This is a genomic window from Veillonella orientalis, from assembly GCF_018406505.1.
In the GTDB taxonomy this organism is placed as follows: Bacteria; Bacillota; Negativicutes; order Veillonellales; family Veillonellaceae; genus Veillonella; species Veillonella nakazawae.
On sequence record NZ_AP022322.1, the window covers coordinates 982,146 to 1,005,603 of the forward strand.

Below are 23,458 nucleotides of genomic sequence, written 5' to 3' on the forward strand. Positions count from 1 at the left end.
ATCATTTATAGATATAAAATTATTTAGCCTAAAGACACAATGTTATCAAAAACATTACCAGCATCTTTAATTTTTTGTTCGTTACCCATTGTGCAAATATGATTATCATTCAGTACAGGTTCTACCACATCTGCTAGTGCAACAATATCTTCTGGCTTACATGCAATCACTTGTTTACGGAACTCTACTTTGTCCTCTAATTTAGCACCGCTGAAGTACATACCCATTGCACGTGGTCCACGCAATGCAGGTGTCATTGGCAAGTCTAAAGAACTCATAGTACCAATAATATACTTACGCATTTCACGGTCAGTCAATGTGAAGTCACGAAGGTATTGAGGCAACTCTTTATATACATCTAAAGTTTCTAACAAGTTAGGATCACGATAACTACAGAAAATCATATTGCCATCATCATAGAAATTAGCAAATGCTCCGTAAGCACCACCTTGAACACGAATACGAATCCAAAGGTATTCATAACGTAATATCGTTTCTAATACGCTCATGGGACCAACATGTTTGAAACCATGATCGATGAAATTACCACCTTGAGCTACGTATTGAACCTTACCAGCTGTAACGATACCATCATTGCCGGAAAGACGAGTGATTTGTAATACATCATTACTCAATTCGGCAGTATCCCAAGTGTCAACCAATGGTTTCATTAGGTTTTTAAAAGCTTCTAATTCGCCTTCTTCACCGACAAACATAATATCTACATTATTAGCACGGAAAATTTTTCGAGCTACTTCAGCTAATTTTTCTGGTAATAATGGCAAAGCTGCTGGATTAGATGCTAGCTCGCTGATTTTTTGATAGTACCCTAAATTGCCATTGTCTCTAAACTTGCCAACTGCAGATACTTGAGCCATAACACGTTGACTTACGATAGAATTACCGCGGCGGAATGCCTCATTATCCCAAATAGCTTTGCTTTCTTGAACAAGCTCAGTTAAACGGCGATCATCACTGTAATCTGCCTTTTGTACCACTTCATTAATCAAGCGGCATAAATCAGGTAGTTTAGCATGTAATGCTTTTGCACGCACAATCATAAGAGGTGTAAACTCATCACGCTTACCATCTTTACTAATGGCCGTAATGTCAGAACTCAATCCACCTAAATTCATATTGATATCTTTAGCCAGTGCTTCATAACCGCGCTCGGATGTGTCAACACGACCGAGGATATCACTTAAAATATCAGCGTAGAATAAGTCATCTTCTGTGAGGCTGTTCAATTTAAAGTACAAGCCTACATAATTGATACCCTTTGTGAAAGTAGGTACAAAATGTACTGTAGTATTACCGATTTTACTTTCACGGCGTTCTACAGCTTCCATATTAGGATTTAAATCAGATAACTCGAGCAATGGAATAGATGCTAGAGCTTCATCGCTATCTGGTGTTTCTTGACGAATTTTAAGGCGTTTTGTTTGTTCTACAATCGCGTCAATCTCCTCTTTTGTCATATTCGCTTTTACAGCAGCTAAATGTTCTTTAACCTCTGCATCTTTGCGCTCTTGAAGACCACGTTCAGGATAGATAGATACAAGAACCTTATGGTCATTATTCAAGATAGAATGACGAATTAAATCTTCGAAATATGTACCAGCCAAACCTTTGCGAATATTCGCTAACGCCTCTTCATAGTGTAATAACTCTAATGGATCATTATCGTATAGCCAATTATCCATCATGCGGATAATATATGCTAACCCAATAGGTCGTCCACCAAAATCACTTTCACGAAGAGCAAATTCAATGCTATTCAAAGAAGCTTCTAATAATTCTTTATCTAAGCCCTTATCACATAGCTCTTGTAAGGTAGATTCTACGATGCGTTGCAAGTCAGCTTGTTTATCTAAGTTTGAGCCCGTAGCTTGTACTGTCCACATAGGTTGACGAATGCTATCTAAATAATAGCCGCTTACGTCAGAGCCAATACCAGCTTTTACCAAAGCCTGTTTAAGAGGCGCCGCTGGAGATGTCAACAAAGCATGTGTTAACACTTCAAAAGCCAAGCTATGTTCAGGTGTTACATCAGGCAATACATACGCAAAAGAATGCAATGTACGATTATCTGTTGGTTCTTCAGAACCTACACTATATGGATAGCTCACTACTTTTCCTTCTGTAAATGGAGCTTGTAGAGCTACCTCGGTATGAACCTCAATAGCATCAAAATGACTTAAGTATTCATCATTCAAAAATGCTAATTGCTCTTCAATATTCATATCACCATATAAGAAGATATAGCTATTAGATGGATGATAGTGGACACGGTAGAACTCTTGGAATTCTTCATATGTTAAATCTGTAATATGATCAGGATCCCCACCAGAGTCAACACCATAAGTCGTATCTGGGAAAAGCTCGCGCATCATTTGGCGTTCCAATACAGAATCAGGAGATGAATAAACACCCTTCATCTCATTAAATACAACGCCTTTGTAAGTAAGTTCATCATCTGCATTTTCTAGCTCATAATGCCAACCTTCTTGCATTACGATTTCTGCATCTTCACGAACACGTGGGTAGAATACTGCATCAAGATATACGTCCATCAAATTATGGAAGTCTTTATCGTTCTTGCTGGCTACAGGATACATTGTTTTATCCGGATATGTCATAGCATTCAGGAACGTGTTTAAAGAACCTTTTACCAGTTCAACAAAGGGCTCTTTCAATGGGAATTTTCGAGAACCACATAGAACAGAATGCTCCATAATATGTGCCACACCGGTACTATTGTGAGGTGTTGTTCTAAACGCAATATTGAATACTTTATTAGAATCTGGTGAATCAATATAAATTAAACGAGCACCAGACTTTTCGTGCTTCATTTCATAAGCGGTACCATTGATCTCATCAATGCGCTCAATGCGGTCAAGGCGAAAGCCAGAATAAACCTTATTTATTTCCATGCTGTCCCTTCTTTCTATATAAATATAATTAATTTCTTCCTAACAATTCATTATAACACATCGACAACTCTATATATAGATGTTAAGAATAATTATCGAAACACAAAACCCCATAGGCATTACCACCTATGGGGTTCATTTTATTTATTATGTTGCATTTGCCACTTTTGATTGCGGCGCAAGGTTAACAAGCCTTCTAACACGGCTTGGAATTGTACAAAGCTTAACGTATACGGTGGGTACATATCAGGTACTACCTTATAAGAAATAGTAACTTCGGCCTTATCATAATCGTAGAAAATGCCATGTAAATTACTTACCGTAGTATAACCAGTTTGAGCTTGCTCCAATGTTGGAATAGGCTGATTTTTTAGATTTCCTAGTAGATCGCTAATGAAACCTTCCTTACGACCTTGGTCATTGAGCATTTCATCCATAAAACTACGTAGACTATCCATAAATAGATTAACCTCTTTGGTCTAACAATAAGCCATTGTGAATTACACGAACAGCATCTTTAACGCGGTCTTCAGCAACAAGGCAAGAAATACTAATTTCAGAAGTAGAAATGATTTCAATATTGATGCCTTCTTGACTCAAAATATCAAACATTTGAGCTGCCACGCCTGGTTGCCCTAACATACCTGCACCAATGATAGATACTTTTGCCATTCTTTCGTCAATATTTACAGCTTCAATATCAACAGTTTTTTGTAATTCTGCTAATACTTCACGAGCTAGTACAACATCATCCATAGCTACAGTGAAGATGAGGTCAGTTTTAGGTTCACCTACGGCGCGGATAGATTGAACAATCATATCAACATCCACATTTTTTGCAGCCAATGCTTTGAACACAGTTGCTGCAACACCTGGTTTATTTTCAACGCCTACAAGGGCTACTTTTGCTGTATTAGTATCATCAGCTACGCCAGTAATTACGTGTTTATTTGCTTCCACAGTATAATCCTCCCGAATAATAGTACCTGTATTGTCACTAAATGTTGAACGTACGTGAATAGGTACACCATAACGGAAACCCATTTCTACGGCGCGAGGTTGCATTACACCTGCACCAAGACGTGCCATCTCAAGCATTTCGCCATATGTTACTTCTTCTAATTTGAAAGCCTCTTTTGCAACACGAGGGTCTGTAGAGTAAACGCCTTCAACATCTGTGAATATTTCACAAACATCAGCTTTCATAGCGCCTGCCAATGCAACAGCAGTTGTATCAGAACCACCGCGACCTAAAGTAACCATATCACCATATTCAGTAATACCTTGGAAACCTGCAACCACTACAATATTGCCTTCATCCAAAGCTTCAAATACGCGATTTGGATCAACGCCTAAAATACGGCCTTTATTGAATGTATCACTACTTGTAATACCTGCTTGATCACCTGTTAAGGACATTGCTTTATGACCACGTTCATTGAAAGCCATCGCCATTAATGCAATCGTTACTTGCTCACCTGTAGATAACAAGCGATCCATTTCACGACCATAAGGCTTAGATGTTACTTCTTTAGCCAATGCTACCAAGTCATCTGTTGTATCACCCATAGCGGATACAACGATAACGATTTTATCGTCTTCTTTCTTCTCACGAAGGACGCGATCAACAATATTAAATATTTTTTCTGGTGTAGCTACGGAACTACCACCAAATTTTTTAACGATTAAGGCCACAATAATCCCTCATTTAACTTATCTACTAAAAATCAATATGCATATACTTTACCACAAACAAATAGCACTGTAAAGGGATATAAGGCAATTTATCCACTGCGCAAAAACAAAACTCCTTCGAGTGCGGACACAACTTTAGTATGATTATTTCAGTTATTATTAACATTTACAGACAAAAAGACCAGCCTTATGGCTGGTCTTTATAAGTTGATTAAGTTAATTAAGCAACTGTGATTTCTTTTTCGGATTCCCACAAACCGTGGATGTTGCAGTAGGATACAGCAATTAATTTACCAGATTTGTTCAAGGAAACTGCCAAAGAACCTTCAGAAATTGCATGTACAGGGCCTTCGTTTGCAGTTGCGCCATCACCATGTACGTTGAAGGAAATTTCACCAACTTCGAATGGCAATTGAGTACCTTCAGCTACGAAGTACAATTTGATCCATTCAATGTGATGTTCTACAGTGTTAGGATGTGCGATATCTTTACCAACGGACAATGTTACGTGGAAAGTTTCACCTGCTTTTACAGTGTCAACAGTCTCGATAACAGGAACGTGTTTTTCAGTAGCGAAATCGCCGGATTTAATGTAATCATGTACAGCCATAGTTAACCTCCTGGTTAGTGTTATATACATACTTAATGTCAAGAATATTCAGCACCTTGTGCTTATGACTATATTATACATTTTCGATATAGTTTTAGCAAGGACTTTTTCGAAAATTTTAGATTTAATTATATTCAAGCTCTGCGTATTAGAACTCAATCCCTTTAGCAGCCTTAATTCCTTTTTCATAGGCATGCTTAACTACCTTCATCTCTGTTACCGTATCAGCTATATCAATGATTTCAGGTTTAGCATAACGGCCCGTTAAAACAACGTGTAAACGCTTAGGTTTATGTTTAAGCATATCTACTACAGAGTTTACATCAATAAGCTCGTAATTAATGGCATTATTGATTTCATCCATAATGATAAGATCCCATCGGTCGGAATTTACCTCTTCAACCAGTGTACGCCAAGCCTCTTGAGCTGCCTCTTTATGACGTGCCAATTCAGCGTCGCTAACCTCATCCCGTTTATAGTAAATAAAGCCTTTACCCATAGAGCGAATTTCTACTTGGTCACCTAATTTGGCAAGCCCCGCTAGTTCACCATAGCCATTACCACTTTTAATAAATTGTAAGATTAAGACCTTAAAACCTTGGCCAACAGCACGTAATGCTACGCCTAATGCAGCCGTTGTTTTTCCTTTACCATTGCCAGTATTAACTAAAATTAAGCCTCGTTCACTCATATTTAGCTCCTTTTAGCTTTATAGTTAGCACATATATCAACAAAATGCTGTGCACCTTCATCAGAACCAGCAAAGTTCAAATGTAAATACGATGCTAATACATTATCAGTTGCATAGCCGCCATCATAAGATTGAGGTCTTCGACCTCCTTCTAAGTGAAAGGCCCAAGGGAAATTCTCTACAGTTGGTTCCATCGTAGAGAAATGGAACTCATGCCCACGAAGAGATGTATCTGCAGCACCTAATAAGGTATCTCGCTTAGCTGTAGCCGTAACATACCCTACTTTTTGTAGCTTTTGTTGCATAATGCAATTAGCAGGTACAATACCTACTGTATTATATACGGCGCCCTCAAAATCGTGGATACTTTCACATAAATACATGAGGCCACCACATTCTGCATAAATAGGCATACCTTTTTCATTAGCTTCACGAATAGATTCCTTCATTGACTCGTTACTAGAGAGTTGGAACAAGAACATTTCAGGGAAGCCACCACCAAATACAAGGCCGTCTACTTCGGGAATCATTAAATCATTAAGAGGGCTAAAATAAACGAGCTCAGCCCCCTTCTCTTCTAAGGCAGCTAAACTTGCAGGATAGTAGAATGAGAACGCCTCATCATAGGCTACGCCAATTTTAACTCGCTTTTCAACGGATTTAGCATCTACAGCCTCTGGCAACTCAATAGCAGGTGCACTAGATGCGATATCCAACAATTGATCTAAATTTACCATTTTCTCAACGGCTTCGCGAATCGTGTTGATAGCCTCTGTTGGATCAATCTCAGTAACAGGTGTGAGTCCTAAATGGCGCTCAGGAGAGTGCATACGATCATCTCGATAAATAGCACCAATAACAGGTACACCAATTTTATCCATACCTTCACGAACCATGCGCTCGTGGTTGGCAGAACCTAAACGGTTTAAGATAACGCCGCCAAAGTTTACCTCTGGATCATAATCACGGAAACCTTTAGCAATAGCTGCCGCACTTTCACCCATGGCCTTGCAATCGATAACAAGCACTACCGGTGCATTCAATTGCTTAGCAATTTGAGCTGTAGAACTAACGCCTTCTCGACCACCATCATATAAACCCATAACACCTTCAATAATAGCAAGGTCTACGCCATGCGCCATAGTAGCAAAGAAAGGATTTAATTTGTGAGGTGGCACGAGCCACGTATCTAAATTATAGCTGTCACGGCCGGATGCAATTTTATGAAAGCCCGGATCAATATAATCCGGGCCCACTTTAAAGGATTGCACCGTACGTCCACCATTTGCATAAGTAGCTAATAAGCCCGCTACGATTGTTGTTTTACCTACACCAGAGTTTGTGCCTGCAATGACAACACGTGGAATCTGTACTGTGTTCATAGATATTACCTCGTAATACGACGTGTTTGTTAACGATCCTTACGTTTTGCAAGGATTGTAGATAAGTAGTTGAGTTTAGTATCTTTTGGCATATTATCTAAACCTACATATACTTGCTCATCAGGCAAACCTACACGGCTAATCATAACCGCATCATCTGCCATGTTGTGTTTAAGCAATGTTTCTTGTACTTCATCAAAGTTTTTGTACACTTTCATGATTACCGCATCATCAGCTACGGCTAATACAGCATCAATTTTTTCTTTAGGTGCTGTCGCAGGAACGATAGCTAGTACTTCTTCTTTCTCTACGATTGGATAGCCAAGGTGAGAGCCAATAGCGCAGAATGCAGTTACACCTGGAATGGTTTCGATTTCATGACCAGTATTTTCAATCAATCGGTATACATACATATACGTGCTGTAGAACATAGGATCACCCAATGTTAAGAATACAACGCTTTTACCTTGATCTAAGTAAGACAAAATAATGCGTTTTGCTTCTTGCCAGCCTTCCTCTTGTGTAGCATCATCCAATACCATTGGGAATACTACAGGAACGATTTCTGTATGTTCTTGAATATATGGGGATGCAATATTAAGTGCTACAGAACCATCTTTCTTTTCTGTTTTAGGTGTGATGATAATATCTGCTTCACCTACGATGCGAGCAGCTTTCACAGTCATTAATTCAGAATCGCCAGGGCCTACGCCAATGCCATATAATTTACCTTTCATGGGGTTCTCCTATTCTTATAGTTACATTCTATTTATAAATTTCATTTCTTTTATTATAACTAATTTATGCAAGATATACAAAACTACTATTTAATATTTGGAATTGTTGGACGATGTGAACTACGTTTGCCATACAAATCATCAATACAATCTTGCACATGTTGACGGAAGATATCTTGTATTGCTTCATATTCACCAAGTGCGCTATGGATTGGTTTAACTTCATAACCATAATCGGCAAGTTCATTAATAACGCTATCTTCTTCGTCACCAAAGAGATCGTTTTGTGCATGATCTCCAAGAACTAATAATAATGGGTGCACATAAATTGTATTTGGACGCTTCCCATCAAGCCATTCCCATGGCATAGCTACGTCTGCTACATATGGCGCATTTTCTAGCACCGCAATACGTACATTCGTAAGCCCCTCACGAATTAGTTTAAATTGTAAATTACCATATGAGGAATTACCAGAACCAAGGCCACCATGACCAACTAGTAATAAACCGTCGTCCTTAGAAATGTTAAGAGATTTAATGAATCGTTCAATTAAGATTTGGTAATCATCTGGATGCTCTTCTTGCCCTATGTAATATACGAGTGGTCGACCTACACGCAACACTTCTAGTTGCCCCTCCCCTTCATGAGCAAGGATATTATTTTTCAATTTATCAAACTCTTCACCGCCAGTGAAGTGAAGTGGTTGTACATACACATGTGTATACCCGTCTTGGATAAGTTTTTCTAACGCCCCTTGTTCAGTAGGCACCTCAATACCGCGTTCACGTAAACGTTTAACGATAATACGAGAAGAAAATGCTAATTCCACAGTATAATCTGGATAGGATTTACGGATATGCTCCACAACGGAATCAATATTATGTTCACGAGCACTGTCAACAGTGGACCCAAAAGCAACAACTAAAATAGCTTGTTTCATGGAAGTCTCCTTATCTAATTAATAATGTATCTTAATCATACCATAGACGACACATTAGGGGCATACCATAGGACGTATAAAATGGATATTATAAATATTTTTCATAGTAAAAGTAAAAATCCTCCTCATTGGATTTCCAACAAGGAGGACTTTTACGTATATAAAGGAGTGTGGAGAGATGTATGTCTAATTATGTAAGAGATCAATCTAAGAAATCATACCTTGTGCTTCCATACGAGAGTTTGTCATAACAGGTTTTACAGATTCACGAGGCATGGGACGCTTCCGATCAGACATGCGGATAGCTTGGCCTAAATGTTTCAAGAATAAATCTTGTACATAAGGGTTTTCACCAAGACCTTCATTCCAAATATCTACATTGTACCCTTCTTCAGCGAGCAATGCATAAATGGAGTCAGAACGTTCACCGCCAAGGTAGTCCATTAAATGTGTAGAACCAATAAGAGCTAATGGTACTACTAACAAGTCCTTATGACCCATACGATCTAATAATGTAAGTGCTTGTTTAAATGTAGGGAACCCATTTGTAGTAAATACTACTACATTTGGTGCTGCCCCATACATGGCTTTCAATTGTAATGTGCTAAACTCTAATTGGTTTTGACCATTTGCCATGAGCACTACAGATTTATTAAGTGCTTTTGTATTAACATGGCGTACGATACTTTCTAATGTTGCTTCATAATCGTCAGCATAGTTTTTTACACCTAATGATGTAAGTAATGGTTTACCAATATTTACTTGATTAAAACCATATTCATTGCTATGTAAAAACTTCAATGCTTGTTTACGCATTTGTTGGTAACACTGATCTGCTACTAATGTTACAGGTTGAATGTATACCTCATCGATGCCAAGACGAGCAAAATCTTGCATAGCTTCTGTGAAAGAAGAAATCTTTTCATTATATTTCTCATTCCACTTTTCCACTAATGCATCAGATAAGAATACACGGCGTACCTCCATATCGCTATACATGGAACGTACTTTTTTCTCTATACTGCCGATGGATTTCTCCACAGCATCTTGATAAATTGATCCAAAGGATGCAATAATTATGCCTTTCATATGTGACCTCCATATTGCTCATACATGATACAATCTCCATAACTGAAAATTGTTATCAACTACTATGTAATAATAGTACAAGATTCACGAATATAAGTCAATGAGAAATAATATCAAAATTTATCTAGATGACAAGAAAATAAAATTACTTATATATTCACATATTCATATCCATATAACCAAAAAGAATATAATTATAAAAGCTAATACTATACTATATTCATCACATTAATTTCTTAAAAACACCTTAATTTTCCTATACTTCTAGGGGTATGGGGTTTATTGACACCCCTATTTCCCTTTGTTACGATTGGCGTAAGGTTATATATATGCAATAAATCTACATTTTTCAATATATTAAAATTATGTAAATAATTGCATATCCCTGTAGTTTTAGTTTTGGATAGGAGTATAGAAATGAAAAAACAATTAGCTTTAGCATCCGCTATTCTAGGTCTTGCAGTATCCTTTGGTGCACCTGTTGTATCTAATGCTGCATATCAATTAAATGAAGAAGTAAAAGATCCTACACCTGCATTAAAAGAGGCATCTACTATTGGTGTTCGCACACATGAAACTAAAGAACTTCAAAATCTTCAAAACAAAGATGCTATCGTAGTTATGAGCTTTGGTACAACTTATAAAGAAACTCGTGCTAAAACAATTGATGCTACTGTAGCAGCTATTCAAGCAGCTCACCCTAATACTAAAGTAGTAACAGCTTTCACAAGCCACATTATCCGTGACCGTATCCAACAAAAAGAAGGTATTACATACCCAACTCCTGAAGAAGCATTAGCCCAATTGAAATCTGAAGGTTACTCTCGCGTAGCTTTGACATCCTTGGATGTTATCCCTGGCATGGAATACAACTATGATGTAGCTGTTTATAACCTTTACAAAAATAACTTCAAAAAAATGACACTTGGCACTCCACTTATGTACTGGATGGGTCAAGAAGGCCAAACTGATGAAGTTATTCAAACAATTAAGGCTGTACAATCTCAATTCCCTAAAGTAGGCAAAGAAGATGCTGTTCTTATCATGGCTCATGGTACTCCAGATCCTGCAAATGCTTACTATTCTGTAATTCAAGACCGTATCCATACTCTTGGTATGAAAAATGTATTTATCTACACAGTAGAAGGTACTCCAAATCTTGAACAAGTTATCCCTCAATTGAAATTACATGGTATTAAACATGTTACATTGATGCCATTCATGATGGTAGCAGGCGACCATGCAAACAACGACATGGCTGGTAAAGAACCAGATTCCCATAAATCCATCCTTGAAAAAGAAGGCTTCAAAGTAGATACTTACCTTCATGGTTTAGGTGAAAACCAAAATATCCGTAACTTATTTGTTGAACGTGCTAACGAATCTTGGGACGCTTTACAAAAATAATCAATCTACAATTTAACTAGTATCGTTATATAACGTACATAGGAGTACATCATGAAAAAATTACTACTTTGTAGTCTAGCTTTGGTCATGATCGTACTAGCAATAGCTGGGTGTGGTAAATCCACATCCAGCTCTTCTGCTACTACGAAGGAACTTACCTTTAATGGTGAAACCTACACTGTACCAAAGGATCCACAACGCATCGCTGTTCTTTCAAACTCCGTATTGTCCATGCTATACGCAGTGGATGGCAAGGCTATCTCCCGTGCTAGCACAACAGATAAGTTAGCTCCAGATTTAGAGGCATTACCTGCATTGGGTCAAACGGCTAACATCAACATGGAACAATTGTTAGGTTTAAAACCGGATGTGGTATTGGGTTTGGAAAATCAACATAAAAAATATGAATCCCAATTACAATCTAACAATATTCCAGCCGTACTTTTCAATTACGATGGCATTAAGGATAATGTGCCAATGCTAACATTCCTTGGAGAGTTAACCAACCATCAAGATAAGGCTAAATCCGTTATTGCCACCTATGAAAGCAACATTCAAAAGGTAAAGGATGCTATTAAAAACCAACAACCTGCACGTGTTGCTGTATTACGTGCTACCGGTAAAGGTGTGACAGCCGAAACCGACGAAGCAGTAACTGCATCTATGGTCAAAGAATTAGGTATGACAAATGTTGTAACATCTCACCTAGATGGTACAACTAAGGATAAAACGGTACCTTATTCTCTTGAAACATTAACCGCAGATAACCCTGATATTATCTTCGTCGTTACCATGGGTAAAGAAGAAGAAATTACAAAGGCCATGAAGAAAGCTATGACAGATAATCCTGCATGGGCAAATCTTAAGGCTGTACAAAACAACCGTGTCATTTACTTACCATCTAAACTATTCCTACTTAACCCAGGTCTACAAACACCTGAAGCTATGGCTCGTTTAGTGAAAGAAGCATATGGCGTCGATGTGACATTTTAACATATCCTAACATACTAAAGAGGGCATTCCCCATTTCGGGAATGCCCTCTTTCACTTATAGTCTAGCTATCTACTCAACTAAACCTTTTACGCGTACATATTGTTTATCATCAAAGGTATCGATTTGTACATCTACGGAAAATACATCTCTAAATAGTTCATCCGATACGATTTCTTTCGTTTCTCCAGCTGTCACTAAATGACCATCTTTTATAATGGCCATATGATGCGAGTATTGTACGGCTTGCGTCAATTCATGAAGTACCATCAATACGGTTAACCCTTGTTCATCATTTAATCGTTTTAACAATTCCATAATTTCCAGTTGATGATTAATATCTAAATATGTCGTTGGTTCGTCTAACACTAATAATTTTGGTTGTTGTGCTAACGCCATAGCAATCCATACTCGTTGCCGTTCACCACCAGATAAGGATGGAATTAATTGATTCCGTAAATGATTCGTTTTTGTAATTCCTAATGCATAGTCAACGATTTCTCGGTCTTCTTTGGCCGTATTCTTCCACCACATTTGGTATGGATAGCGTCCACAATATACCAATTCTTCTACGGTCATATCCTTTGGCATATTAGGCACCTGTGGCAGAAACGCCATTTGACGTGCCAATTCATTTTGTGAATACGACTGTAATGGTTTACCTAAAATAGTCACACAGTCACGAGGACTATGAATATATCCAATCATAGACCGTAAGAGTGTACTTTTACCACAACCATTAGGCCCGATTAAAGTCGTTATTTTACCAACAGGGACAGATACATTAATATCATGCAGAATCTGACGATCACCGAGAGTTACGGATAACTGTTTTACATCAATAGCCGTTTTCATTAGTTATCCCTCCTCAATAGATATAAGAAGAATGGTGCCCCAAAGAAGGCCATGATAATGCCAACCGGTACCTCGATTGGACTCCACATGACACGCCCTACCGTATCGCTAATAACGAGGACGAGTGCGCCTAATAATGCCGAGCCAGGTAGCAAATACGCATAATCATTGCCGATGATAAGTCGCAACATATGAGGTATAACAAGGCCTACGAAGCCAATCAAGCCCGCAATACTAACAGCGCCTGCCGCTAATAAAGCAGCAACGGCTGTCATAACAAACCGCGTTTGTTCAACCTTAAGACCTAGCCCCTTTGCTGTTTCATCACCTAAGCTTAAGATGGTCAAACGTTTGGCACCTAAGCAAGCAAAAATGAGACCTACTAACGCGTATGGGAACAAAACCTCTACCTGAGGCCAACTGCGTGCAGCCAGTCCCCCTACCATCCAAAGCAATGCCCCTTGTACACGATCACCGAAGAATACAAGTAGTGCTGAAATACCTGAGCCTAAAAAGGCAGCCACCGCAACACCGGCCAAGATGATACGGCTCGGGCGTACACCATTTTTCCATGCCAGAGCATATACCATGAGAGCGGCAGCCATAGCACCTAGAAAGGCCACTAAAGGTACTATATGGTCATAACCAGGAAAAAGAATAAATATGATAACCCCAGCAAGTCCAGCACCGGACGAAACGCCAACGATTTGAGGATCTGCTAAAGGATTCTTCATTACGGCCTGTAAAATGGCACCCGATACGGCTAAACAAGCACCAACTAGTGCAGCTACAATATTACGAGGCAACCGAATATTCCAAATAATTTGTGATGATGTATCTGTTAGCTCACTAGCCCACAATGTATGCCAAATCTCCGTTAATGACACCGGTGTAGACCCCCAAATAAGGGATATAATCATGCTAGCTACAACAGCAACTATTAAAAAAATAATAACTGATAATCGAAATAATTTTCGTTCATTAATAGATGCCATACGAACCCCCTCTCCAGATTTTCATATAACAAATACGTTATTTTGAAAATCCTAAATTTTTAGACTTAGTACTACCTATTATAGAGATACTACCAGTTAAAAATATTTATTTTTAACTGGTAGTATCTAAAAAAGATAATATTATAGGCCTAAACATTTACTTTTAACTGGTAGTATTAAAAATATACAGTAAAACCCGAATCGCAAAAAACTACTAACATACGATTCGGGTTTTGTATTATTTAGACTCTTTGCCTTCTACGAAGAGCATGTCATTGCGTTTTACATCTGTGTAAAGCAATGCATTACATACGGAAGCAGCGATTGGGCTACCACCTTTGTTACCTTTTACAGTGATGTAAGGAACTGGGGATACTTCCATCAAATAATCTTTGGATTCTGCAGCGCCTACGAAGCCTACAGGGATACCGATGATAAGAGCTGGTTTAATACCTTCTTCAAGAGCTAAGCGCAATACTTCGTACAATGCAGTAGGTGCATTGCCGATAGCTACGATTTGGCCTTCTAATTGTTTGCCAAATGTACGCATAGCCGCGATGGAACGAGTTACACCCAATTCTTTAGCCATTTTAGCCACGTTTTCATCTTTGATTAAGCAGTGTACTTCGTTACCACGAATTTTAAGAGCTGGTTTGGAGATACCTGTGCGCACCATTTCTACGTCAGTGTAAATATTAGCACCATTTTCCAATGCTTCAATACCTTTTTGAACAGCATCAGGGCTCATTTTTACGAGTTGTGCGTATTCAACGTCACCAGAAGCATGTACAGTACGGGATACTACGCGTACTTCATCATCTGTTAAACCTAAATCTTTTACATAGTCGTAAATGATTTGCATACTTTTATCTTCAATCGCTTTAGGATTTTTAACGTAATCCATTAGTGTCCTCCCATAATTCGAAAAATTCATCATTCGATGATACCACGTGGCTTTCAATCTTAACACGTGGACGATCGATAACAATAACATGGATACCAAGATCCATAGCTGCTTGTAATTTTGTATCAGCACCACCTACAAGACCAGAGTTTTTCATAACTACAACGCTAGCCTTTGTATCGTGGAACATAATACGGTTCATATCGTAAGAAAATGGACCTTGTACTGCAACGATGCGCTTTGGACTTACATTGAGGTCTTCCATCATTTGTAACACCTCTGCGGTAGGCAAAATACGTGTCCATACTTCACAGTCTTGTAAGGCTTCAGATTTAGCAAAGATGTGCATTGTCTTACTACCAGTAGTCAAATACACATGGTTATTATTTTCTTTTGCTAATTTGCCAGCAAGGTTAGCTGCTTCTACTTCATCTACTACGATATGTAATTTATCATAATCAGGTAATGGTACCTCTTTACGTTCAAACCGAACAAAAGGTATACCTTCGGCCTTTGCTGCATCTTGAGCCGTAGCTGTAACAATAGCAGCATACGGATGACTTGCATCAATTAAGAGTCGTACATTGTGCTCTTTAATCAAGTTTTGCATCGCCTCTTGGTCAAGACGGCCCGTATGCACGGTAATGCCTTTATGGGCAGCAAGCTCTGCACCATATTGACTAACAACCGTAACAAGCACATTTTCACCAGTTCGTTTTTGGATTTCTACCGCTAAGGTGCGACCATCCAAAGTGCCGGCAATGACCCAGATCATAATTTGTAGCCTCGAGGTGTAATCATGCGACCATTTTCAACATAGGTTTGGCTGTTACCGATAATAACAAGTGTTTGCATATCTACTTCTTCTTTTGTGAAGTTTTCAAGGTCAGAAATTACCATTTGTTGACCTGGACGGCCTGCTTTTTGTACGATGCCAACAGGTGTTTTAGGATCGCGGTATTTAAGAACGATTTCACGAACTTCATCTAAGTGTGTAACACGTTTTTTACTGCGTGGGTTGTACAAGGAGATAACCATGTCGCCTTGTGCACAAAGGTCAGCACGTTTTTTAATAAGATCCCATGGAGTCATCAAATCACTCAAGGAAATGACTGCAAAGTCATGCATCAAAGGTGCACCCAATACAGATGCTGCTACGTTTACAGCACTAAGACCAGGTACGATGTCTACGGAAGGACGTTTTTCTGCTGGCACTTTATTAGCAAGTTCCAACACAAGACCTGCCATGCCGTATACGCCAGAGTCACCAGAGGATACTACAACTACTTGGTGACCTTCTACGGCTAAATCAACGGCTTGTTGGCAACGATCAACTTCTTGCATCATCGCAGTGCCTACAGTCTCTTTACCTACGATAAGGTCTTTGATCAAGTCGAGGTATGTCAAATAACCTACAACGCGGTCAGCAGCTAAGATAGCTTCGCGCGCTTGAGGCGTCATAAACTCTTCATCGCCAGGGCCGATACCGATTACTTTGATGTTACCTGTGCAATGGCTACCGTTGTTTTGGGATAAATTGTTTTGTGCTGTATTAATGTTCGGCTCTTGGCCGCTAGTAATGCCGTTGTCTCGCATACGTTTCCTACTCCTATAGTTCCTTTTACAAAATTAGATTCTTTTAATTCTTCTTCTTCAATGAGTGGTGCCATCTCGTCCTGTGTATAGAACACGATAGGCCACCCCATAATTTGCATAGCCTCTAATAGGCCTACTTCGTCTTGTTTAACGATGACCGATGCTGCCGTTACAAGGCTCTTTGGTGAAAGCTTATGGGCTGCCAGAGATTGTTGAATAGCATCAAGAATCAATTCCTTCGGCGTGTCTCGACGACAGCCAATGCCCATCGTATAGGTACGAGGGCGCAAAATCAATTGATGACCATACTCGGCAATTACTTTGTCCGTAATGACCACCCGAGAAGTCCCCTCTTCAGAGCTTTCATGTTTACATGGAATAGAATCTAGTTGATTCAAAGAAACAACATGAACCATACCATGCTCACCAATATGAGCTTTCGCAGCTCGTTCTAAATGCTCTGCATTCGGTAAGCTAGCATCGATATAATAATCAACTCTCTCTCCTCCAACAATGGCAGAGTTTACATTGATTAAAGTTTGAAAATCATCGACCAACAGATGCTCGTGGCGCGCCAACACGTCAGGCGCTGGCAATCCGTTTACATCCGTTGCGGTTGTAATGACGGGGTCCGCATCGATGGCCAGCGAAATGGACTGCGTCCATTCGTTGGCGCCCCCAAGGTGCCCAGACAATAAGCTAATCACATGGTGTCCTACTTCGTCCATTACGACTACAGCAGGATCTTTGGATTTATGCTCAATATACGGTGCAATCATGCGCACTACGATACCGAGTGCCATAATACAAAGTACTTGGTCGTAATCCTTGAAAATCTGTCCAATATGGTTTTTGAGGGAATCAAAATAAATAGCCTCACCACCAGAGGGACGGTTTTCCTTTTCAAAGCAATCCGCATGGGGTGCCACCAAAGACTTGATGCGTTGACCTAGCTTTGCACCTCGTTCAGATACAGAGAGAATAGCCGTTCTATTCTTCTTAGCTCCAGTCGTAGATGCAACAGTTTCTAGTTCTTTCATCATACTAGTCCTTAGCACTGCGGTACATGTGAGCAAAGCCTTTATCGTAAAGTTTAGATAATTCGTATTCGCTATCTAATACATGGCTTACTACGATCATAGCTTGGCGCAATACGCCCTCTTTCGCTACGATGTCCGCAATGGTTTCCAATGTGCCGCGGATAATGCGTTGGTCTGGCCAAGACGCTTTTACCACTATCGCCACTGGAGTCGTTTTGTCATAACCGCCCTCGATGAGTTCAGCTACAACCTTATCTAACATTTGAACGCTAAGGAAAATACACATTGTCGCTTCATGAGCTGCTAACATGCGCAATTTTTCCTTTGGAGGCATCGGTGTACGGCCTTCCATACGCGTAATAATTACTGTTTGAGATACATTTGGCAATGTATATTCTTGTTTCAAAGCCGCTGCTGTAGCAAGGAAAGAGCTTACACCTGGCACGACTTCATAAGAAATCCCCATGCCAGCTAGTGCATCCATTTGCTCTTGAATAGCACCGTAAATAGCAGGGTCACCTGTGTGAAGGCGGACTACGCTTTTACCAGCCTCCACAGAAGCTTTCATAACAGCCAACACCTCATCAAGGTTCATAGTAGCACTGTTATGGATTTCACAGCTTGGTTTACAAGCCTCTAAAATGGCAGGGTTTACCAAGGAGCCAGCGTAAATTACAACGTCTGCCTCTTGTACTAAACGATACCCTTTGCGAGTGATTAACTCAGGATCTCCAGGGCCTGCGCCTACGATATGTACGTCAACCATATTACTCTCCTTCTGCGATACGCGTTGCAGATACAATGAAAATTGGACTCAATGGGTCTAACAAATGATATGGGCCAGCCTTACGATAACGGCTGATGGACATTTGGTAACCTTCATAGGTGAAAGGACGACCTTTCAACTCTTTAAGGATTGTGTAGCCAGTTTCCATTGTTACAGCTGTTACAACTAAACGACCACCAATTTTTAAAAGACGTTGCGCCTCATCCATAATGCCTGTCATACCTCCAGCGCTACCGCCGATGATAACCGCATCAAGCTCAGGCAATTCTTCCATGCCTTCAGGAGCTTTGGACTTGATAACCGTCATATTATTTACATTGAATTTCTTCATGTTTTCATTGATAAGGTCGATGCCTTTATCAAAGCGCTCAATCGCATATACATGTCCTTTAGGCGCGGCCAAGGCTGCTTCAATAGAGATAGAGCCCGTACCAGCACCTACATCAAGGACGATGCTATCTTCCTCGATGCGTGCCTCATTCATAACGGCTTTGCGAATCTCGCATTTCGTCATCGGCACGTCGCCGCGGATAAATTCCTCATCAGGAATTCCGAAAAAATGTCTCATCCTAGTACCACCATTACAGAGTGACCAAAACCTTCTAGCTCAGTTATTACCTCTAGCGTAGAGTCTACAATTTTTTCATCATCATAGCTCAAACGCTCAAGGGCTGCTGCTCTCGTTTCTTTTGGCCAACCTGCATCTATTAAAATACGCGCAATATGCGCTGGATTATATTCTGGATCCGTCAAGAACCCCATCTTTTTACCTGCTTCATATACGAGTTTCTCTGGTGCCGGTTGGCGACCGTGAAAGCTCATTAAATCCGCATCATGCCACACCTCATTAAGTCGTGCGAAAGCAAAAGTCATAGAACTAATGCCGGGCACAACCTCAATAGGGTTAGCAGTAAATTTCTTTTTCAAATACGGTAATAAGCTATAGTAGCCTGTATCACCGCTTACCATAACTACAACATCATGGTCGTTAAGCTCACGCTCAATTTGCTCAGCCAGTAAGCTAAGCTTACCCGTTACAGGATATGTAATTTGGCCAGGCTCTTGAAAGTCCTCTAAGGACCGTTCACTGCCCACCAATACTGTAGCATATTTAATTAAATTTAGGCCTCTAGGTACCACAAAATCAGGATTACCTGGCCCAATGCCTACGATATACAAGGTATGTGCCATTGTTCAAGCTCTCCTATCTCTTTAGCATGCTTATCCATTGCCAAAATCTCACCTTTTAAGGTGGTAATAATGATACCTACCTCTGCTTCATTAGCAATGTATCGCTCACTACGTAACGATGCACGATCTACCACACGTTGGTATACGCCAGTCAGTCCTTCACGCTCCAATATTGGGAACGTAGACTCTGTAGTTTGGCAACTAAATAGCTCTTCACACACCGCTTGGGATGCCCCTTCTAAAGCGGCATAGGCTACGATGCTTTCCATGCGACCATCACTCATGCGATTGTGGGTATGGAAACTACCACTAGCAAGTTTTATTAGCTTACCAATATGACCGATGATCAAAATACGCTTGAAGCCAATTTGTACTGCCTTTTCAAGCATAAAGCCAATAAAGTTACTGGTCTCTGCCATTTGGTTCTTATGTATACCCAGAACTTGTTCCGCCAGATCCTGACCGATACGGCCCGGCACGAGAACAGCCGTTTCACAACCATTAGCTTTCATAACCTTTAGCTGAGGTACTAACGAGTTCTTGAACCCTTCTTCACTCATAGGCTTAACGATACCCGTAGTACCGATAATGGAAATACCACCTTCGATACCCAGGGTATGGTTTAAGGTTTTCTTGGCTAATACCATACCGTTTGGTACGCTCACCGTTACCGTTACACCTTGGCCATGTACACAATGCTCTTCAAAGACGATTTTCATCATCGTCCTAGGCCCTGGATTGATAGCCGGTTCTCCTGGCGGCATCGCAAGGCCCGGTTTCGTTACCGTCCCAACGCCAAAGCCCGCCCGGAATCGTAGTTCACCAGTATCATCAAGAGTCACCGTCGTTTCCACATCATTGCCATGAGTTACATCAGGATCATCGCCGCCGTCTTTCATAACGGTCACCTTAGCCTCTGTATCGGATATGACCTCTACCTGTTTGATAGGTACCTCAATATACTGACCTTGAGGATTTTCAATGACCACTTGGTCAACGATGTTCTTATCTAAGAGGGCCAATAAACCAGCTTTCATACCTGCCGTAGCACATGAACCTGTGGTATAGCCACCCTTCATGTCCTCTACTTTCATAAGGCCTCCTACACCAATAGGGTTAGCAACTCCAATGAATCAAACTAACCCTATCTTATGGACATATGTTATTAGGAACGGAAGTTAACGAATTGCAATTCTACAGGGATATCCAATTGTTTTAACATTTGGATTACTGCTTGCAAATCATCTTTATCCTTACCAGATACGCGCACTTGATCCTCTTGGATAGATGCTTGTACCTTGATTTTCATGTTTTTAATTGCTTTTACTACTTCTTTAGCATTTTCTTTAGTAATGCCTTTTTTAATAGTAATGATTTGGCGAACTGTAGCACCAGCAGCTGGTTCAACTTTGCCGTAGTCAAGATTTTTAATCGCTACGTTACGTTTAACCATTTTGCCTTTTAAAACATCGATAATGGCATTCAATTTATATTCATCATCACCGATGATTTTGATAGTGTCACCTTCAAGACTAATTTCCGCTTTAGAACCGCGGAAATCATAGCGCGTACCAATCTCTTTTTTCGCTTGGTTTACCGCATTATCTACTTCCTGCATATCCACTTCGGACACAACGTCAAAGGAACAATCTTTAGCCATTTTATACCTCCTACACCTGAACCCGTTGGGCATGGGGTCCATAGCATTACTTTCATCATCCTCATATTCCAAGTGAAAGTGTAAATGTACACCAAATCGGAATATATCTCTATAATTATACCTTATAATAGGCTTATTTTCTAGGTAAATCGAGATTTTTAATTATAACTATTATTAATCATAGAAGAATTATCCATTGGATATCTATTGAATAAATATATAGATAAATATAAAAATTTTATACATATAATCAATATAGTCAAGAAATAGAAAAAGACTGCACTCTTTCAAATGCAGTCTTAAGGTTATAATTATAAAATTGTGATTTCATCGTAAGTAGGTTGAACTACTAGCTCGCCTTTAGAGTTAATAATCCCCCATTTGCCTTTAATTTTTACAGGGCTGTAACCATGAGAGAAGCTACCAGTACCAGAAATATCTTTCATAACTGGAGTTTCTGTCACTGTACCATCAAGGGATAGAATCTTATAATTACCGTCTTTGTTATATACCCATGTATACGTATCACCAAGGAACGTTTTTACGTTCATAGATTTATCGCCTTTATAGATAACGCGACCAGTAGCCATATCTACTACATAACGATTTGTATCGTTAGTAACGGACATTTCGTGCTCACCTACAAACTCGATAGAATCGTATTTAAATGGTACCTCTTGCTTACCTGTTTCCATATCAAAAATACCGTATTTATTAGTATCTTTATTTTTCAATGTTAACAATACATTGTTTACATCGATTGTACCAGCTTCATAGTTGCCAGGTTGAATTACATATTGACCTTGACGATTCATAAAGCCTAATTTGCCTTCATTACGAACCAAAGTACCATGTTCTTCCATAGGGTATACATAATCGTTCTTACTGTCGATTACAACAGTACCATTACGATCAATATAACCACGCTTCATGCCATCATCTACAAGACCGCCAAGGCCATCAAGATATACGCCACCATGATTATAGAAATAGCCCATACCTACAAGACCTAGAATACCACCAAGGCCAAAGTGACTAACCTTACGGCGGAATTCAGCCAAGCCATTTTTATATGGATATACCTCATTAGATGGAGCATTAAATAATACAGTACCTTTACCATCGATAGCAACCACTTTGCCATTAGCTTTTACAAAGGCACGGTCCTCACTAAATTTAGTTTCTACATCGGATAACGCTTTAAATTGAGGCTGAATTACTACATTGCCATTTGCATCTTTAAATCCTAGTTTACCTTTTTCTGTGAAAGCTACATAAGAATCACTTGGATAGTATTGACTAACGGCTTTAGGATCAAAATCATTTAACTCTTTAACAGCCGTATTCTTCTCATTAAGACTGCTATATAAAGCTTCTTGAGCTTCTTTGCCAGATTCTAATACAGTACCATCGCCTTTAATATGAGAAATTTTATTTTTACCTTCCTCAACAAAGAACGTACCATCCTTTTTACTAGATGCATCTAAAGATTTATAGGCTGGCGCAAGTACGACTTGACCATTAGTACCTACGATACCCCATTTGCCCTTTTCTTTAACAAGGCCTAAATAGCCTTGTTGTAATAAAGAGTCATCTTTTAATACCTTCATAGCCTTTTTTACAGCTGCTGGTGGCTCTTTAACAGCCCCAGAAATAGGTACAAAAGTATCAAGTCGACCAATACCAACACCTACGCCTACGGATGTACCACTAGAACGGCTAGAAGATTTTTCTGTAGTTGTTACTGTAGATGTAGATACACTAGAACTATGTTGCTCACGTGTAACTTTTGTACTAGTAGATGTTTTTGTATCTTGATTTGTTACTGTTGTACTACTAGTAGATGTTGTAGTAGATGCTGCGAAAGTACTTGTAGACATAGCCGCCAACACACAAGCGACTAATAAGGATTTCTTGTTAAGATTCATAAACCTCTCCTTTTACAAATTAAACT

23 protein-coding genes are annotated in these 23,458 nt (G+C 39.5%); 2 read left to right on the plus strand and 21 right to left on the minus strand.

Features of this window, described 5'->3' with window-relative positions; translation table 11 throughout:
* Positions 1-23: 23 nt before the first annotated feature.
* The 9 genes from VEIS1202513_RS04455 to VEIS1202513_RS04495 all read right to left on the minus strand — a co-directional run bounded on the left by VEIS1202513_RS04455 (position 24) and on the right by VEIS1202513_RS04495 (position 10,078).
* Positions 24-2,933 carry an insulinase family protein gene (locus VEIS1202513_RS04455; protein ID WP_213467932.1) on the minus strand — a complete coding sequence of 970 codons (2,910 nt, stop codon included), beginning with the start codon at positions 2,931-2,933 and terminating at the stop codon, positions 24-26.
* Between the two features lie 140 nt (positions 2,934-3,073).
* Positions 3,074-3,391 carry a hypothetical protein gene (locus VEIS1202513_RS04460; protein WP_005386222.1) on the minus strand — a complete coding sequence of 106 codons (318 nt, stop codon included), beginning with the start codon at positions 3,389-3,391 and terminating at the stop codon, positions 3,074-3,076.
* 7 nt (positions 3,392-3,398) lie between these two features.
* The gene (locus VEIS1202513_RS04465; protein WP_060924195.1) at positions 3,399-4,628 is read right to left on the minus strand and encodes an aspartate kinase; all 1,230 of its coding nucleotides are present in this window, start codon (positions 4,626-4,628) and stop codon (positions 3,399-3,401) included.
* A gap of 220 nt (positions 4,629-4,848) precedes the next feature.
* Positions 4,849-5,238, minus strand: a complete 390-nt coding sequence (locus tag VEIS1202513_RS04470; RefSeq protein ID WP_005386220.1) for a class II SORL domain-containing protein — start codon at positions 5,236-5,238, stop codon at positions 4,849-4,851.
* A gap of 148 nt (positions 5,239-5,386) precedes the next feature.
* Positions 5,387-5,929 (minus strand): cob(I)yrinic acid a,c-diamide adenosyltransferase, encoded by a 543-nt coding sequence (cobO, locus tag VEIS1202513_RS04475; protein ID WP_119207117.1) that lies wholly within the window; start codon positions 5,927-5,929, stop codon positions 5,387-5,389.
* A 2-nt stretch (positions 5,930-5,931) separates the two neighbouring features.
* Positions 5,932-7,311 carry a cobyrinic acid a,c-diamide synthase CobB gene (locus tag VEIS1202513_RS04480; protein ID WP_213467933.1) on the minus strand — a complete coding sequence of 460 codons (1,380 nt, stop codon included), beginning with the start codon at positions 7,309-7,311 and terminating at the stop codon, positions 5,932-5,934.
* Between the two features lie 29 nt (positions 7,312-7,340).
* On the minus strand, positions 7,341-8,048 hold the full coding sequence (gene cobI / locus VEIS1202513_RS04485; protein WP_105085826.1) for a precorrin-2 C(20)-methyltransferase: 708 nt from the start codon (positions 8,046-8,048) through the stop codon (positions 7,341-7,343).
* Between the two features lie 86 nt (positions 8,049-8,134).
* Positions 8,135-8,989 (minus strand): sirohydrochlorin cobaltochelatase, encoded by an 855-nt coding sequence (locus tag VEIS1202513_RS04490; protein ID WP_119207119.1) that lies wholly within the window; start codon positions 8,987-8,989, stop codon positions 8,135-8,137.
* 207 nt (positions 8,990-9,196) lie between these two features.
* Positions 9,197-10,078, minus strand: a complete 882-nt coding sequence (locus VEIS1202513_RS04495; RefSeq protein ID WP_119207120.1) for a sirohydrochlorin cobaltochelatase — start codon at positions 10,076-10,078, stop codon at positions 9,197-9,199.
* Positions 10,079-10,495: 417 nt separating this feature from the next.
* Here VEIS1202513_RS04495 and VEIS1202513_RS04500 point away from each other — a divergent pair, with 417 nt between their 5' ends.
* Together VEIS1202513_RS04500 and VEIS1202513_RS04505 are read left to right on the plus strand one after the other, a co-directional pair.
* Positions 10,496-11,485, plus strand: coding sequence for a sirohydrochlorin cobaltochelatase (locus VEIS1202513_RS04500; protein WP_156719005.1), 990 nt, complete (start codon positions 10,496-10,498; stop codon positions 11,483-11,485).
* 51 nt (positions 11,486-11,536) lie between these two features.
* Positions 11,537-12,478, plus strand: coding sequence for an ABC transporter substrate-binding protein (locus VEIS1202513_RS04505; RefSeq protein ID WP_005386213.1), 942 nt, complete (start codon positions 11,537-11,539; stop codon positions 12,476-12,478).
* Between the two features lie 70 nt (positions 12,479-12,548).
* Here the strand turns inward: VEIS1202513_RS04505 and VEIS1202513_RS04510 are convergent, their stop codons facing one another.
* The 12 genes from VEIS1202513_RS04510 to VEIS1202513_RS04565 all read right to left on the minus strand — a co-directional run bounded on the left by VEIS1202513_RS04510 (position 12,549) and on the right by VEIS1202513_RS04565 (position 23,432).
* Positions 12,549-13,331 (minus strand): ABC transporter ATP-binding protein, encoded by a 783-nt coding sequence (locus VEIS1202513_RS04510; protein ID WP_213467934.1) that lies wholly within the window; start codon positions 13,329-13,331, stop codon positions 12,549-12,551.
* Complete coding sequence (locus VEIS1202513_RS04515; protein ID WP_105089355.1) at positions 13,331-14,326, minus strand: FecCD family ABC transporter permease; 996 nt, start codon at positions 14,324-14,326, stop codon at positions 13,331-13,333. The genes VEIS1202513_RS04510 and VEIS1202513_RS04515 overlap by 1 nt, the downstream gene beginning before the upstream one ends.
* Before the next feature lie 238 nt (positions 14,327-14,564).
* A complete protein-coding gene (locus VEIS1202513_RS04520) occupies positions 14,565-15,230 on the minus strand; it encodes a precorrin-8X methylmutase (RefSeq protein WP_213467935.1) in 666 nt (221 codons plus the stop codon).
* Complete coding sequence (cobK, locus tag VEIS1202513_RS04525) at positions 15,217-16,005, minus strand: precorrin-6A reductase (protein ID WP_213467936.1); 789 nt, start codon at positions 16,003-16,005, stop codon at positions 15,217-15,219. Before cobK ends, VEIS1202513_RS04520 begins: the two co-directional genes overlap by 14 nt.
* On the minus strand, positions 16,002-16,691 hold the full coding sequence (cobJ, locus tag VEIS1202513_RS04530) for a precorrin-3B C(17)-methyltransferase (protein ID WP_244856326.1): 690 nt from the start codon (positions 16,689-16,691) through the stop codon (positions 16,002-16,004). Before cobJ ends, cobK begins: the two co-directional genes overlap by 4 nt.
* 29 nt (positions 16,692-16,720) lie before the next feature.
* Positions 16,721-17,866, minus strand: a complete 1,146-nt coding sequence (locus VEIS1202513_RS04535) for a cobalt-precorrin 5A hydrolase (protein WP_213467981.1) — start codon at positions 17,864-17,866, stop codon at positions 16,721-16,723.
* Between the two features lie 4 nt (positions 17,867-17,870).
* Positions 17,871-18,632: a precorrin-4 C(11)-methyltransferase gene (cobM, locus tag VEIS1202513_RS04540; RefSeq protein ID WP_024064141.1), complete on the minus strand. Its 762-nt coding sequence runs from the start codon at positions 18,630-18,632 to the stop codon at positions 17,871-17,873.
* A gap of 1 nt (position 18,633) precedes the next feature.
* On the minus strand, positions 18,634-19,221 hold the full coding sequence (cbiT, locus tag VEIS1202513_RS04545; protein WP_054748358.1) for a precorrin-6Y C5,15-methyltransferase (decarboxylating) subunit CbiT: 588 nt from the start codon (positions 19,219-19,221) through the stop codon (positions 18,634-18,636).
* Positions 19,218-19,844 carry a precorrin-6y C5,15-methyltransferase (decarboxylating) subunit CbiE gene (cbiE, locus tag VEIS1202513_RS04550; protein ID WP_213467937.1) on the minus strand — a complete coding sequence of 209 codons (627 nt, stop codon included), beginning with the start codon at positions 19,842-19,844 and terminating at the stop codon, positions 19,218-19,220. The genes cbiT and cbiE overlap by 4 nt, the downstream gene beginning before the upstream one ends.
* Entirely contained in the window at positions 19,820-20,938 is a 1,119-nt protein-coding gene (cbiD, locus tag VEIS1202513_RS04555) for a cobalt-precorrin-5B (C(1))-methyltransferase CbiD (protein ID WP_156719011.1), read from the minus strand. Before cbiD ends, cbiE begins: the two co-directional genes overlap by 25 nt.
* 71 nt (positions 20,939-21,009) lie before the next feature.
* The gene (locus VEIS1202513_RS04560; RefSeq protein ID WP_004696277.1) at positions 21,010-21,504 is read right to left on the minus strand and encodes a YajQ family cyclic di-GMP-binding protein; all 495 of its coding nucleotides are present in this window, start codon (positions 21,502-21,504) and stop codon (positions 21,010-21,012) included.
* Between the two features lie 311 nt (positions 21,505-21,815).
* The gene (locus VEIS1202513_RS04565) at positions 21,816-23,432 is read right to left on the minus strand and encodes a WG repeat-containing protein (RefSeq protein WP_213467938.1); all 1,617 of its coding nucleotides are present in this window, start codon (positions 23,430-23,432) and stop codon (positions 21,816-21,818) included.
* Positions 23,433-23,458 lie beyond the last annotated feature (26 nt).